18 protein-coding genes are annotated in these 12,545 nt (G+C 64.1%); 6 read left to right on the top strand and 12 right to left on the bottom strand.

Annotation, left to right across the window (positions count from 1 at the left end; genetic code table 11):
• Positions 1-8: 8 nt before the first annotated feature.
• The 5 genes from JQ587_RS35375 to JQ587_RS35355 all read right to left on the bottom strand — a co-directional run bounded on the left by JQ587_RS35375 (position 9) and on the right by JQ587_RS35355 (position 4,324).
• Entirely contained in the window at positions 9-386 is a 378-nt protein-coding gene (locus JQ587_RS35375) for a hypothetical protein (protein ID WP_349629557.1), read from the bottom strand.
• A 25-nt stretch (positions 387-411) separates the two neighbouring features.
• Complete coding sequence (locus JQ587_RS35370; protein ID WP_212299580.1) at positions 412-618, bottom strand: hypothetical protein; 207 nt, start codon at positions 616-618, stop codon at positions 412-414.
• Positions 619-836: 218 nt separating this feature from the next.
• Entirely contained in the window at positions 837-1,064 is a 228-nt protein-coding gene (locus JQ587_RS35365) for a hypothetical protein (protein ID WP_246755538.1), read from the bottom strand.
• A gap of 222 nt (positions 1,065-1,286) precedes the next feature.
• The gene (locus JQ587_RS35360) at positions 1,287-2,261 is read right to left on the bottom strand and encodes an SH3 domain-containing protein (protein WP_212428441.1); all 975 of its coding nucleotides are present in this window, start codon (positions 2,259-2,261) and stop codon (positions 1,287-1,289) included.
• Between the two features lie 122 nt (positions 2,262-2,383).
• Positions 2,384-4,324, bottom strand: coding sequence for an FAD-binding monooxygenase (locus JQ587_RS35355; protein ID WP_212428440.1), 1,941 nt, complete (start codon positions 4,322-4,324; stop codon positions 2,384-2,386).
• 104 nt (positions 4,325-4,428) lie between these two features.
• Here JQ587_RS35355 and JQ587_RS35350 point away from each other — a divergent pair, with 104 nt between their 5' ends.
• Together JQ587_RS35350 and JQ587_RS35345 are read left to right on the top strand one after the other, a co-directional pair.
• Positions 4,429-4,893, top strand: a complete 465-nt coding sequence (locus JQ587_RS35350; RefSeq protein WP_212428439.1) for a MarR family winged helix-turn-helix transcriptional regulator — start codon at positions 4,429-4,431, stop codon at positions 4,891-4,893.
• A gap of 119 nt (positions 4,894-5,012) precedes the next feature.
• On the top strand, positions 5,013-5,447 hold the full coding sequence (locus tag JQ587_RS35345; RefSeq protein ID WP_212428438.1) for a COG4315 family predicted lipoprotein: 435 nt from the start codon (positions 5,013-5,015) through the stop codon (positions 5,445-5,447).
• On the opposite strand, the gene JQ587_RS35340 is transcribed toward JQ587_RS35345, so the two are convergent.
• Together JQ587_RS35340 and JQ587_RS35335 are read right to left on the bottom strand one after the other, a co-directional pair.
• Entirely contained in the window at positions 5,444-5,662 is a 219-nt protein-coding gene (locus JQ587_RS35340) for a hypothetical protein (RefSeq protein ID WP_212428437.1), read from the bottom strand. The two genes, JQ587_RS35345 and JQ587_RS35340, sit on opposite strands and share 4 nt — an antisense overlap.
• Before the next feature lie 156 nt (positions 5,663-5,818).
• On the bottom strand, positions 5,819-6,415 hold the full coding sequence (locus JQ587_RS35335; protein ID WP_212428436.1) for a L,D-transpeptidase: 597 nt from the start codon (positions 6,413-6,415) through the stop codon (positions 5,819-5,821).
• Between the two features lie 340 nt (positions 6,416-6,755).
• Between JQ587_RS35335 and JQ587_RS35330 the strand changes: the two genes are divergently transcribed.
• Entirely contained in the window at positions 6,756-7,793 is a 1,038-nt protein-coding gene (locus JQ587_RS35330) for an FtsB/FtsL family cell division protein (RefSeq protein WP_212428435.1), read from the top strand.
• A 382-nt stretch (positions 7,794-8,175) separates the two neighbouring features.
• Entirely contained in the window at positions 8,176-8,406 is a 231-nt protein-coding gene (locus JQ587_RS35325) for a DUF6894 family protein (RefSeq protein ID WP_027530842.1), read from the top strand.
• On the opposite strand, the gene JQ587_RS35320 is transcribed toward JQ587_RS35325, so the two are convergent.
• Complete coding sequence (locus JQ587_RS35320; RefSeq protein WP_212428434.1) at positions 8,407-9,192, bottom strand: SDR family NAD(P)-dependent oxidoreductase; 786 nt, start codon at positions 9,190-9,192, stop codon at positions 8,407-8,409. It abuts the gene before it with no gap.
• Between the two features lie 128 nt (positions 9,193-9,320).
• Between JQ587_RS35320 and JQ587_RS35315 the strand changes: the two genes are divergently transcribed.
• Both JQ587_RS35315 and JQ587_RS35310 read left to right on the top strand, forming a co-directional pair.
• Complete coding sequence (locus JQ587_RS35315; RefSeq protein ID WP_212299571.1) at positions 9,321-9,713, top strand: hypothetical protein; 393 nt, start codon at positions 9,321-9,323, stop codon at positions 9,711-9,713.
• Positions 9,714-9,815: 102 nt separating this feature from the next.
• Complete coding sequence (locus JQ587_RS35310) at positions 9,816-10,064, top strand: hypothetical protein (protein ID WP_212428433.1); 249 nt, start codon at positions 9,816-9,818, stop codon at positions 10,062-10,064.
• Positions 10,065-10,145: 81 nt separating this feature from the next.
• Here JQ587_RS35310 and JQ587_RS35305 read toward each other — a convergent pair whose 3' ends face one another.
• The 4 genes from JQ587_RS35305 to minC form a co-directional block, all read right to left on the bottom strand.
• Positions 10,146-10,331 carry a hypothetical protein gene (locus JQ587_RS35305; RefSeq protein WP_212428432.1) on the bottom strand — a complete coding sequence of 62 codons (186 nt, stop codon included), beginning with the start codon at positions 10,329-10,331 and terminating at the stop codon, positions 10,146-10,148.
• A 172-nt stretch (positions 10,332-10,503) separates the two neighbouring features.
• Entirely contained in the window at positions 10,504-10,785 is a 282-nt protein-coding gene (minE, locus tag JQ587_RS35300; RefSeq protein ID WP_097660833.1) for a cell division topological specificity factor MinE, read from the bottom strand.
• Positions 10,782-11,597, bottom strand: a complete 816-nt coding sequence (minD, locus tag JQ587_RS35295; protein WP_200516394.1) for a septum site-determining protein MinD — start codon at positions 11,595-11,597, stop codon at positions 10,782-10,784. The genes minE and minD overlap by 4 nt, the downstream gene beginning before the upstream one ends.
• A 19-nt stretch (positions 11,598-11,616) precedes the next feature.
• Positions 11,617-12,315 (bottom strand): septum site-determining protein MinC, encoded by a 699-nt coding sequence (gene minC, locus JQ587_RS35290; RefSeq protein ID WP_212299568.1) that lies wholly within the window; start codon positions 12,313-12,315, stop codon positions 11,617-11,619.
• Positions 12,316-12,545: the final 230 nt, after the last annotated feature.

The following is a 12,545-nucleotide window of genomic DNA, read 5'->3' as shown; positions in this document are numbered from 1 at the left end:
GATCCGGACTACTGGCCTTGCGCCGGCTTGGGCGGCCTCGGCCTGGCTCTGGATGATTTAGCGCCAGATTTTGCCGGGGCACCGGGAGGCGGCGTATCGACCGACACCAGATAGGCAGCGAGCGCCTTGGCGGTGTCGGGGCCGGCCGAATAATGGTCCTGAAGGAACCAGGACAGCGTCAGGCTATAGCGCCCCTTCGCGAGCCCCCGCGGGCTGCGATGGCAGGCCGCGCAGCCATCCGCGAAGAGTTTTTCGGGCGATTTGCCAGCGTCGAGATTTTGCGCGGACGCAAGCGGCGCCGTCAGCACAACGCCTGCCGCAGCAATGGTCCCAAGAATCACCAGAGGCGCGATGACCCCGCGCCCCGGTCGAAATAGCGATCTCACTGTCGTCCCCTAGCCCGTCCTGCGATCACGCCGCCAGCAACTGATCGAACTCCGGCGGCGCGTAGGCCTTGCCATCCTGATCAGTGATGACGACCTGCCATCCTTCGCTCGCCCAAACTTTTGCCTTCGCCACGATGAGCAAGCGGCTCTCGCGGGCAAAACTGTACTTCTCATTGTCGCGTTCTGCGACCATTTTATAGGCCAATGCCCATCCCCTTGCGTTGCCCCGCACCCGTCCTCGTCGTGGCAGCGGGCTTTGGCGGCAATTCGCCGGGAGCATGGCAATTTGGTGCCCTTCACGGTGCATTGCGCGCCGTGCCGCATCTTGAATGCGATTCTGCTTGTCGGGAGCTGGGTCGCCGCCCCGCCCGCGGACGCGGAGGTGCAGAGCCGTCAGCCGGGCTCCGGCCTATCGCCGCCGCGATAGAACCGATAGCGTCCGGCATCCGCTCAGTGGACGCGGATCACATGTGGCCGGCCGAGATCAATCAGGCCCTGCACGGCCGATAGACGGTCGTCCAGTGCAGCAATGGTAAGCAACAAATTATTGCGACGCTCGTCGAGCATACCCATCTCGGCGCCGGTGAGCTTTGTGCTCGCCCGCTCCTTGTGGATGCCGTCAAGGGATTTGCGCAGGCCGGCAATCAGGCCGGCCAGCTGCTTGGCCTCTTTGGTCATCGACCGCTTCGCGACATTTTGGCGACGCGTCTCCGCTTGGTTCTGTCTCATCTTCATCCTCCCGTAGCCCCGCTGCCCCGAGTGGATGCTTACAGCTTTGAGTACACATGTTACGATCGATGAAATCTGCCCGCGAAGAACTTTCTTAAATTGTATGCGCACGGAACCCGCGCCAGCCCAACAAAAAGCCCGGCGCGGCGGCCGGGCTTTCGTTGGCAAATGCTAGTGTTTCTCGTGACCGCCGCCGGGGCCACCGCCGTGCGGAGCGGCATTGATGTGCGGAGCACCACCGCCACCACCCGGATGCGGCATCGCTGGCGCAGCCGCGCGCGGCGCCGGCATCTGCGCGTGCGCATTCATCGGCGCACCATGGCTGATGTTCGGCTGAGCCATGTGCGGCATGGCAGGTCGAGCAGCGGGCCCAGCGGACACACGTGGCGCTTCATGTGCACGCGCCATCGGCTGCGGACGCGCCGCGGCCCGAGCGGCGGCTGGTTCGTGCATCATCCGTGCCTGGGCGTCACGGGGATTGCGCGCCTGAATAGCGGCCCGCTCATGCGAGATGCGCTCGCTTCGCCCGGCGCCGGCCCGATCGGCCGTCACGGCAACGTCGCGCTTCGTGATGGCAGCGTCACGCCGTGCCGTCGCAGCATCACGCCCGGAGATCGCAGCGGCGCCGTTGACATTACCCTTTCCGCGCATGCCTTCGCGTCCCAGAGCGACCGCGGCATCATGTGTCGCCGCGCGGCCGATCCGAGCGGCGTACGGATCGATCGTCATCCGCGTCGCGAAACGTTCATGCGAGGTCCAGTAGTTATTCCAATAGGCATGGCGCTGATACCAGGGGCGTCCCGCATAGTAGCTCGACCAGTACGAGCTCAGCACGAAGGGAACGACGGGCAAGTCGACCTCGTCGGCATAATCGGGCAGATAGACGTAGTGATTGCGGTAGAGATATTCGAGATACTGCGACGACACCCAGCCGCGGTCGTCGGAGAAGCTCACGTCACACCAGACATTGCCGCGCAGGCAACCGTGGATGTTGACGCGGGCGCCCTCGGGAATGCGATCGACCAGGGGAAAGCCCGCACCGGGGCCGGCGCGCAGACCGGTCGAGACGGTGACGATACCCGGCGCAGCCAACGCGGCCGTCGGGGCGAGCAACAGTGCTGCAACTAAAGCGGTTCTGAGCCTCATGGCGAAGTCCTCCTCTGAGAGGCGGAACGCGCGAGAGGAATGAAGCGTTCCGCTCGCAAAGGTCGCATCAGCCAAAAGATTGAGACGCACGCCGTGTGCGCAGTTCAATATTCATCCGCCATTCATCGGCGCGGCGCGCTTCGGTTCACCTGCAACATGAAGCCGTCGAAATAGGCGGCAAGCCCAGCGAAGTCATTGAGCGGCAGCACCTGCGCAACGTATTGGTCCGGCCGCACCACGACGATGCAGCCAACCCGCCGATCGATACCGCGCATCGTGAAAACGTCGTGTCCGCTCTTGAGGTCCGGACAGAACATCTTTTCGTAGTCCACCAGTCCGTAGCGGCCTTTGCGCGGCAGCAGCAGCTTGGGCATCGCCTCGATGGCGAGTTCGCGATGGTCCTGCTGAAACACTGCGCGCAGATCGATCACGGCATCGATGTCGGCATGTTCGGGCGTGTATCGTTTCACCGGCGATTCCTCGGCCTCGGTGAGGAAATGACACAATGCGCGAATGGCGGAGCCAGCCGCGGTCGGATTTTCCGCGCCGGAGAATGCATAGACGCGGAAGCGGCCGTCCGCTTGCGCCGCGTGGCCAAGATGCACCGGCTTTGCGTCGCCGAGCCGGATCACGGGCGCCGAGTGGAAGCGCTTGCCGATAACGAGGCCTTGCGCGAGATGCTGATGCGAAGCGGCGCCAGTGAGGATCGACGGCGTGTAGTGCGTCGCCGTACCCGCCGTGTAGCGTCCGTGCCGGACAAAATAGTCCTGTGTCTTCGCCGCATCGGCGCCGCCGACCTTGGCTGCGGAAGCGAGAATGCCGGCCCATTCGCGATCAAAATCGATCAGCTCTTTCGCCACCGCCTGTCGCTCGGCCGAATAGGAATGCAGCAGGCTCGGCGCGGACTGCTTGCGCAGCACGGCAGCAAGCTTCCAGCCGAGATTGAAGGCATCCTGCATCGAGACGTTCATGCCCTGCCCCGCCTTCGGGCTGTGGGTGTGGCAGGCATCGCCGGCGATGAAGATGCGCGGCAGGCGCGTGTCGATCTCGACTTCCGGCACATCGTCGAACTTGTCGGTCAGGCGCTGGCCGATCTCGTAGACCGACCACCACGCGATCTCCTTCACTTCCAGCGTATGCGGCTTCAGAATCCGCTGCGCTTTCGCGATCACGTCTTCGGCGGTGATATTACGATTGGCAACCCGCTCGCCGATTTCGAGCTTTGCCAGTTCGACGTAAAGGCGGACCATATAGCCGCCTTCGCGCGGAATGATGAGAAGGCTGCCGTCCTTCGCCGACTGGATCAGGGCCTTGAAGCGGATATCAGGAAAATCGGTGATCGCCAGCACATCCATCACGCCCCAGGCGTGATTGGCGGAATCGCCATGCAGCTCACGGCCGATCGACTTGCGCACCGTGCTGCGCGCGCCGTCGCAACCGACGACGTAACGCGCCTTGACGGTCTCGACCTTACCCTCATCGGCGGCATCGACACGTTCGAGGCGCACGGTCACGACATGATCGGTGGGCCCTGCGGCCGGATCGACCTGGAGGTCGAGCAGGCGCCTTCCGTAATGGGGCTCAAGCTTGGCCGGTGATTTGCGCATGACGTCGAGAAATCCGTCATGGATGCGCGCCTGGTTGAGAATGACATGCGGGAATTCCGACAGCCCGTCCTCGACGTCCTGCACCCGGCCGCTCCGAACGATCTTCTCCGGTGCCCGCTCGTCCGGCTTCCAGAACATCGTCTCGTTGACCCAATAGGCTTCTTTCAGCACGCGCTCGCTGAAGCCGCAGGCATGGAACATCTCCATGGTGCGGCAGGCGATACCGTCGGCCTGCCCGACCAGCAGACGGCCCGGCTTCTGCTCGACGATGCAGGTCTTGATATCAGGAAATTGTGCCAGCTGAGCAGCGAGCGTCAGGCCCGCCGGGCCGCAGCCGACGATGAGAACATCGACCTCCGCAGGCACGGCGCCCGCTGCGCCCGGGGGCTGAACGCGCTCGGCGGGATCAGCGATCTCAGGATCGCCCGGCTGAAATCCGTTGAGATGGAATTGCATGAGCACCTCTCCCGGGAAACGTTCTGTTTGGATATTGCTCAGTATGCTGACTATCAGTATACTTGTCAATCATCCGCGCCGTCCCTGCCCTCGAGGAGACTTCGGTGAAAGACAACAACGACATGCCCGGCCATCTGGCGCGCCGGTTCCAGCAGATCGCGGTCGCTGTCTTCCTCGCCGAGGTCGGCGAAGCCGGATTTGATCTCACGCCGGTGCAATACGCCGCGCTCGCGACCATCAAGGTCAATCCGGGCCTCGACCAGGTGACGCTCGCAGGATTGATCGCCTATGACCGCACCACCATCACCGGCGTTGTCGATCGCCTCGTGCAGAAGGGCCTCGCCGAGCGACGTGCCAGTCCCCGCGACCGACGTGCGCGCGAACTCGAGATCACCGACGAGGGTCGCCGAACGCTGCGCAAGATCACACCGGCCGTCGAAGCCGCCCAGCGCCTCATGCTGCGGGGTCTCAGTCCAAAGGAAGGCGAGGAGCTGATGCGCCTTCTGCGCAAGGCCATTGCGGCCGGCAACGAGCTCAGTCGCGCGCCGTTGCGCAATGCGCAGGCGTAGCAGTTCCAGGTGTCCGTATTTGTCGCAGTGCTGCGAAACCAGGAGCTAACCTTCGGCTGCTATCGTGGCCCCAATTTTGCGCTTAACGCGCGATTAACTTTGCCGGCTTGGAGTTTCGGATGTTCAGGTTCGTCATTGCGACCGCAGTCATCGCCCTGTCCGCCGGCCATGCGCTCGCAAACGGCCATGGCGGCGGCGATGCCCCTCCTCCGCCGAAGCCCGAGGCGACCGCCGCGCCTGCGAAGGTGGTCCTGACCAAGCAAGGTCCCAAGCTCGTCGATCTCAAGGGGATGACGCTCTACACTTACGAGCGCGACACCAGTGGCAAGACGTCGAACTGCAACGGCAAGTGTGCCGAAAGCTGGGTGCCGCTCGCCGCAACAGCCGAGGCCAAGGCCATCGGCGACTTCACCGTGATCAACCGTGAAGACGGCAGCAAGATGTGGGCGTACCGTTATCGTCCGCTCTACACGTCACCGGCCGACAAGGCGCCGGGCGATGCCAATGGCAACGCCACGACGCTGCAATGGCGCATCGCCCGGCCTGACAACTAAGGCGCAAACGGCCCGCGGCCGCCACTCGACGTACCCGCGAGCTTGGCATGAGCTGCGGAATCGACCGAGGCGTAATTCACCTCGGGCGTCCAGTGCAGCGCTGCGTACAGCACCACACCGGCCAAAATCGATCCGTAGAGACCGAGCGCGGCCAAACGCCACTTGCGCACGACGCGACGGTCGTCCTCGTTCAATTGATCAATGAAATTTTGCATGATGCCTCCAATGGCAACGAGCCACTGAGACATAGCCCAAACGACGCGAGGCGCCTGTGAAGCAATTCACCTTTGGCGGCCGCCTGGCATCGATCGACACGGCCTGCCATTCAAGGTTCAGTGATGCGACTGACGTGACGGGTCAGATCAGTTGTCTCACCCGCGCCAGCTGGGCCCGGTATCGAACTGAGCGCTCTGTCCGGGCGGCAGCACCACGACGGTCGCATTGAGCTTCACCCGGTCGAACAGATCGATCACGTCCTCATTGCGCATCCGGATGCAGCCCGAGGAGATTGCCTGCCCGATATATTCCGGCTGGTTGGTGCCATGGATGCGGTAGAGCGTGTCCTTGTTGCCGACAAAGAGATAGATGCCGCGGGCGCCCAACGGATTAGCGGGCCCACCCGGCACGCGCGCCGGATAGGGCCCGAGCCGCGCCTGGATGTCTGCCGTCGGCACCCAGTCCGGCCATTCCGCCAGACGGCCGACGCGCGCAACGCCCGAGAAGGCCATCGCCTCCTCGCCGACGGCGACGCCATAGCGGATCGCCTTACCGTCGGGCAGCACATAGTAGAGGTAGCGCGCATCGGTATCGACCAGGATGGTACCCGGCTGCTCCTTACGCGGATAATCGACGATGTGGCGGAGATATTGCTCAGGCACATTCGCCTGGGCGTAAGGCGTGTGCGCAAGCAACTGGCGGTCGCGCGCCGTCATGCTCGCATCCGTCGATGGCGAAAGCGTCGTCTGCATGCAGCCGCCGAGCGGCAGCGAAGCAAGGACGAACAAAACGAGTAGAGATCTTGGCACCGCCGGCCCCCCAATAGCGGATAGCAGCGCCCCCAGCACAGCGAGATGCTGCCCAAATCGTGCTGAAAACAAGGCAGCGCGGAACACGTGCCCGTGTTCGGAAGATCCGGTTCCAACACCACAAACGGCGGAAGACCGTCGCAGTCTCTCCATCGCCTCGCCTTGCTTTGGTCAAACCCGGCTGGACTCGTGCGCCATCGGGCCAACCGCATCAGACTGGGATGGGCCATTCAACCGATCGGCTCGCGCTAATGCGGACGACCAACGCTTCAGAGGAGCTGCGATGCTCGCGACGCTGAACAGTCGGCAAATCGTCGATGAGATCGTGAAGGACACGGTCAAGGACAACGATCCGCACGACGCGATCCAGATTTCGCCCGACGTGGTGCGGGCTTCGCGCGCGAGCAGCGATGCGCCAACGCTTGCACCAGAGTTCACGGCCCGCCCGGAGCCGAAGTTTTTGCCGGAGACCCGGCATGGTGTGGAGCCGAAATTCATTCCGGTCTCGGAGCCTCCCGCCGTGGCGGTCGCGGCGCCGCAAGCGGCAACGCCCTCGGTCGACACCGCCGTGCGCGTGACGACGAATGATGGTCACAGCCGACCGAAGCGATCGGCTGCCAGAAGATGGCTGCGCGGTGCGTTCGTGACGTTCTTGTTTGCGGGTGGCAGCGCCGCTGCCACCATCGCCTGGGAGAAGCACGGTGACACGGCGACGCAGATGCTCGCCGAGTGGACACCGGCCCTGGCATCGCTGCTGCCCTCGACGTCGCAGACCGCGCCGGTCGCAGCCGCGCAAGCCGCGCCGCCCGTCGAACAAGATCAGACCGCTGACCAAACTGCGGCGCCGCCCGCAGCACCGGTTGTCGCGGCCGCAGCCGCACCTGCGCCTGCCGCCGCGCAAGCCGCCGATGCCACACCATCGGTGGAAGCAATGACACGCGACATCGCCGCGATGTCGCAGCAGATCGAGCAGCTCAAGGCAAACATCGCCGACTTGAAGGCTGGTCAGGAGCAGATGGTCCGTGAGATGGCGAAGCCGCCGGCACCAAAGCCAGTGGCCGAGATCAAGCCGGTCGATCCGCGCGCACGTTTGTCGGCGCTGCCGCCGCGAGCGCCGGCTCCGATGCCGCCACCGGCTCGCAAACCGAAGCCGGTCGTGTCGCACACTTACATGCCGGCTTATTCGCCGCCGCTCGCGCCTCCACCGCCGCCTTCACAGGCTGCCGCGGTCCCGTCGCCGGCGGCACCGCCTGTCGTGACGACGCAAGCCGTTGCCGATGATGACGGCCCCGTCGTGCGTCCGCCAATGCCGGTGCATTAGAGCTGCGTCGAGAGACCAGCATCAAACGTCAATGCAAGCTGTCCGACTCGCTGCGATGCGTTGAGTCCGTGCAACTACGGTGATGAAGAGCTGAGTGCAAAGAGAAAAGGCCGTCGGGATCTATGCCGCCGGCCTTCTCTTGCAGCTGCCGGTTCCCGGAGCCCGGTTCTACTGCAATTCCATGCCTCATGATCACGCCAACATATTTAATAAAATCTTAAGGCCCTCGAACGTTGCACATCATTTCTGCGCCATAAGCACAGAGATTGCGCGGTTCGTTCATCGGATAGATGTCGACTCAGTGGTACGATCCAGCATGTTTTGAAGACTTACGTTGAAGTCTTCGCTTTGAGAATTTGGGTCGTCACACCGGGGAATTCGGATGCCTTATTATTCCTTCGATCTCGTGGTTGGTGAAGAGTTCAAGAACCAGGGCGGAATCATCCTCGAGGATATCGAGGTCGCTTCCGATCGCGCCGTTCAGCTGGCGACCGAACTGTCGCAGGTGAAGCCGGAGCTGCAGCGCAAGGGTTGCGCCGTGCGCGTGACCGATCGCGATCACAACGAGGTCTATCGCACGCCGCTCGATCCCGTACCGGCCTGGCGGCGCTAGCTACTCTTCGAGCTCAGGCGCGTCGAACCAGTTCGTCAGCGACAACCCGCCGTCGACGACGAAGGCTGCGCCGGTGACGTAACCTGAAAGCATGTTCGACAGCACGGTGAGCGCGACAGGCACGAGGTCGTTGGCCTCGCCGAGACGCCCGAGCGGAATGTGTTTCGCCAGAGAAGCATCCGCGACAAATCCGCCCGCCGCGATAGCGCCCGGCACCAGCGCATTGACGCGGATGTCGTGACGACCAAAGCTCTTCGCGAGCTCCTTCACCAGCATCGCCATCCCCGCCTTCGCCGTCGAATAATGCGGCAGGTTGCGCGGCGTGCCCGCATGTAGCGAGGTGAGAAACAGGAACGAGCCGGGCCGCTTCGCTGCGATCAGGCGCTTTGCGAGCTCGCGCGCCAGATGAAAGCCAGCATCGAGATTGACCGCGTGCATCTGTTGCCAGGTCCCGCGATCGACGGCGAGCGCGTGATCGGACTCGCGTCGAGGCGGCGAGGCGCTGTGCACGAAATGCGACACCTGGCCCAGCGCGGCGTCGGCAGTTGCAAGCAACTCGTCACACGCGTCCGGTCTCGCGAGATCGCCGACCCAGGGCAGCGCCAGGTCAGGCCTCTCACTCGCACCGACGGCGGCCTTCACCCTCTCGGCACTCACATCGGCAAACAGCGTCCGCACGCCCTCGCCGACCAGGCCCAGCGCGATGGCGCGGCCGATGCCATTGCCCGCACCGGTGACGAGCGCTCTGTCACGTTCGCGATCGAACGGCGTGCTGAACAGGCTCATGTCGCTCTCCGGGACCAGGGACGGCTCAATCTAACGCACCCCGCGAATGAGCGACAATCGACCCCTGCAGCCATTGCAGAGCCGCTCGCAGGACGCTAGCCTCCCAAAAAACGAGGAGGACCTTAAGGATGCGCTACCCCTTGCTGATGGCAGGCCTGTTGCTGATCGCCGCTCCCGCCCAAGCGGCCGACGACCATACGCGCTCGACCTATGTGACGATGGTCTTGCAGGCCTTTGCCGCCAAGGTCGAATGCCCGAACACGGACGTCGCCTACCAGGATCTGGTGCAGAAGGCGCAGCAGATGCAGCTTCCCGACGGCACCACCGAGCAGGTGCGTAAGGCCATTGCCTGGATGCACACCGGCGGCAAGATGGGCGAGAAGCAGGCCGACGACATCATGGCGGAGGTCGCGGTCGCGACCCAGACGACCGATCTCGACCAGCGTCGGCTCGGCATGAGCAATTGGTGCGAAAAGCAGAAGACCAGCCTCGCTGGCCTGATCCGCAGCAAGGGCGGCTAGGACCTTCCGAGCCGTTAAGAATGCCGGGACGGAACTGCCGTCCCGGCCCATAATCGTCACATTCGTGGCGAGCATGCAGGCGTTTTCAATCTGGAGACCCCCATGCGGATCACCCATCTCGTCCTCGCCGGCTTGCTGGCAGCGAGCGCCGTGCTGGTAGCGCCAGCGCTGGCGAAAAATTCCGATGCCCAGAAGGGCGAGGACAAGGCGATCTCATCATCTTGCAGCGCCTATCAACAGGCGGCGGACGGATCGTGGGAGCGGCTCCCCTGCAAGGAGACCGGCGAGCGCGCTCAGCCGCAGACCCAGCATAGGCCGATGACCCAGGGCGGCGAACAGGGCGAGCACTAGGCCCAACTGAGCGGGACCCGGCCGGCTCGCGGCAGCATTCAGATCCTTACCAAGGCGTCGAAACGCTGGCAGGCTGGCCCATCAGCTCTGATGCGGGCCGCGGATGATCTTCATGGCATCCTCGATGTGGCGCCATTCCTTCGCCTCATCCGCCTCGCCGCGGCCCTCGCAGACCTGGGCCTGCTCGGCCGCCTTCGCAATTGCAGCGAAACCATGCTTTTCCAGCATCTGCCGGGCGACAGTATGAACCTGGACCTCGGACATCATGGGCGCTCTCCGGTTTGATGACCCACGGCGCATCGCTCCCGCAGGTGTCTCACAACGATTGAGCCCCTCGCCTCGTTCCGTGGCACTTATCTCAACACGCAAAAGGCGGCCCGCTGTGCCCAGCGAACCGCCTTCTCACCCACCCCAAACGGGACCTCGTCGGCCGCGTCCCCTACGCGACCGCCACCTTCTTGCGCTCGAAATCGTTGGGCACCTCGATATCGACCTCCAGGGTCGAGACCTCGTCGCCGCGCTCGAGCCGGACGATCACCTTGGTCGGATCCAGCATGACGTGCTTGGAGACGACCGCGAGAATTTCCTCACGCAGCACACCGAGCAGATCGGGCTGGCCGCGCATTCCGCGTTCATGGGCCAGCAGGATCTGCAGCCGTTCGCGAGCGACGGGTGCGGACGCCTTGTTGCCGCGGAGAAGCCGGAGCAGACCCATGCTCATGCAGCCCTCCGTCGCAGCAGACGATCCATGAAGCCCTTGCGCTCGGTCGGCACCTGCATCGGCACGGTGTCGCCGCACAGCCGTCGCGCCGCGTCGATATAGGCCCGCGCGGGTGCGCCTTCGGCGTTCGACAGCGTAACGGGCGTGCCGACGTTGGAGGCGCGGAGCACGTCCTGGCTCTCCGGGATGATGCCGAGCAGCGGCGTTGCGAGAATTTCGAGGATGTCGTCGATGGTCAGCATCTCGCCGCGCGCGGCGCGTGAGGGATCGTAGCGGGTGATGAGAATGTGCTTCTCGACCCGCTCGCCCTTCTCGGCCCGCACGGTCTTGGAATCGAGCATGCCGATGATGCGGTCGGAATCGCGCACCGAGGAGACTTCGGGATTGGTGACGATCACCGCTTCATCCGCAAAGCGCATCGCCATGGAAGCGCCGCGCTCGATGCCCGCCGGGCTGTCGCAGATCACCCAGTCGAACCGGCTGCGCAGGTCGGCGATCACCTTGCCGACGCCCTCTTCGGTCAGCGCGTCCTTGTCGCGGGTCTGGGAGGCTGGCAGCAGCCAGAGGTTCTCCAGCCGCTTGTCCTTGATCAGGGCCTGCGGCAGCTTGGCCACGCCCTGCACCACATTGATGAGGTCGAACACGACGCGGCGTTCGGCGCCCATCACGAGGTCGAGGTTGCGCAAGCCAACGTCGAAATCGACGACGACGACCTTGTCGCCGCGTTGTGCAAGCGCAGCCCCCAATGCGGCGGTCGTCGTCGTCTTGCCGACGCCGCCCTTGCCTGACGTTACGACCAGTACCTTGGCCATCTCAAATATCTCCTTCTGGTCAGTTCAGCGCGGTAATTCGCATGGTGTTGCCCTGCAGCCAGGCCTGAGCGGGCCGGCCGCGCAAGGCGCTGTCGATGTCGTCGGCGGTCTGATAAAATCCATCGATTGCAAGCAGTTCGGCCTCGATCTTCTGGCAATAGATGCGCGCGCTCGTGTGACCGTTCACGCCCGCCATGGCGCGGCCGCGGAGCGCGCCGTAGATGTGGATGGACCCGCCGGCCACGACCTCGGCGCCGGAGCCGACCGAGCCCAGAATGGTGACGTCGCCTTCAGGAAAGATCACGGTCTGGCCCGAGCGCACCGGGCTCTCGAGCAGCAGCGAGGTCGGCTTGGTCTCGACCTTGGCCTCGGGTTTCCTGGGCGCAGTCGGCTCGATCACGCAGCTGCGCCCGCCCGAGAGCAGCGGCGGCATTGAGGGCGTCAGCCGCGCCTCCTCTACGCCCTCGATGCCGAGCACGCGGATGTTGCGGTCCTGCAGGCTGGTGAGCAGGTGGCCGATTCCTGCCTGGCTGAGATCGACCGAGGACAGGTCGATCACCACGGGCCGGCCGGCAAAGAAGCCCGGCGAGCGGGCGATGGTGGCGTCGATTTCGGCGAGCCAGTCCTGGATCGGAACCGTGGGCACGAAGACGAAGGCCACATAGGAGCGCCCGCGCAGGCGCACCATTTGGCGTTGAGGTTTTGCTAGGGCCTCCATGGCGGCCGACTCGTTCCCTGTTATTGAATGGTTAACGATGCCGCCGATATGGTTAATGGCCGGTTAATTTCTCCGTGGGGTTACGTGGATCGCGGTGGGGGCGGACACTCGGGCTACATGCTCCGAACCCGTGGGCAAAGCGCTAGCGTGCCCACCATCAAGAAGTGGTGGGCACGGCGCTATGCGCCGTTGCGCGCCCTACGATAGCGCGGCGCGATCGCAGTGTCGCG

The organism is Bradyrhizobium manausense, assembly GCF_018130615.1.
Classification (GTDB): domain Bacteria; phylum Pseudomonadota; class Alphaproteobacteria; order Rhizobiales; family Xanthobacteraceae; genus Bradyrhizobium; species Bradyrhizobium manausense_A.
Note: the sequence above shows the minus strand (reverse complement) of the source record. Positions and strands in the feature narration are given on the sequence as shown.

Bases quoted from the DNA above. Each gene is read 5' to 3' on its own strand.
- JQ587_RS35365 (WP_246755538.1), bottom strand. From the start codon at position 1,064: ATGACCAAAGAGGCCAAGCAGCTGGCCGGCCTGATTGCCGGCCTGCGC.
- JQ587_RS35360 (WP_212428441.1), bottom strand. From the start codon at position 2,261: ATGAGGCTCAGAACCGCTTTAGTTGCAGCACTGTTGCTCGCCCCGACG.
- JQ587_RS35355 (WP_212428440.1), bottom strand. From the start codon at position 4,324: ATGCAATTCCATCTCAACGGATTTCAGCCGGGCGATCCTGAGATCGCT.
- JQ587_RS35345 (WP_212428438.1), top strand. From the start codon at position 5,013: ATGTTCAGGTTCGTCATTGCGACCGCAGTCATCGCCCTGTCCGCCGGC.
- JQ587_RS35340 (WP_212428437.1), bottom strand. From the start codon at position 5,662: ATGCAAAATTTCATTGATCAATTGAACGAGGACGACCGTCGCGTCGTG.
- JQ587_RS35335 (WP_212428436.1), bottom strand. From the start codon at position 6,415: ATGCAGACGACGCTTTCGCCATCGACGGATGCGAGCATGACGGCGCGC.
- JQ587_RS35330 (WP_212428435.1), top strand. From the start codon at position 6,756: ATGCTCGCGACGCTGAACAGTCGGCAAATCGTCGATGAGATCGTGAAG.
- JQ587_RS35325 (WP_027530842.1), top strand. From the start codon at position 8,176: ATGCCTTATTATTCCTTCGATCTCGTGGTTGGTGAAGAGTTCAAGAAC.
- JQ587_RS35320 (WP_212428434.1), bottom strand. From the start codon at position 9,192: ATGAGCCTGTTCAGCACGCCGTTCGATCGCGAACGTGACAGAGCGCTC.
- JQ587_RS35315 (WP_212299571.1), top strand. From the start codon at position 9,321: ATGCGCTACCCCTTGCTGATGGCAGGCCTGTTGCTGATCGCCGCTCCC.
- JQ587_RS35310 (WP_212428433.1), top strand. From the start codon at position 9,816: ATGCGGATCACCCATCTCGTCCTCGCCGGCTTGCTGGCAGCGAGCGCC.
- JQ587_RS35305 (WP_212428432.1), bottom strand. From the start codon at position 10,331: ATGATGTCCGAGGTCCAGGTTCATACTGTCGCCCGGCAGATGCTGGAA.
- minE (WP_097660833.1), bottom strand. From the start codon at position 10,785: ATGAGCATGGGTCTGCTCCGGCTTCTCCGCGGCAACAAGGCGTCCGCA.
- minD (WP_200516394.1), bottom strand. From the start codon at position 11,597: ATGGCCAAGGTACTGGTCGTAACGTCAGGCAAGGGCGGCGTCGGCAAG.
- minC (WP_212299568.1), bottom strand. From the start codon at position 12,315: ATGGAGGCCCTAGCAAAACCTCAACGCCAAATGGTGCGCCTGCGCGGG.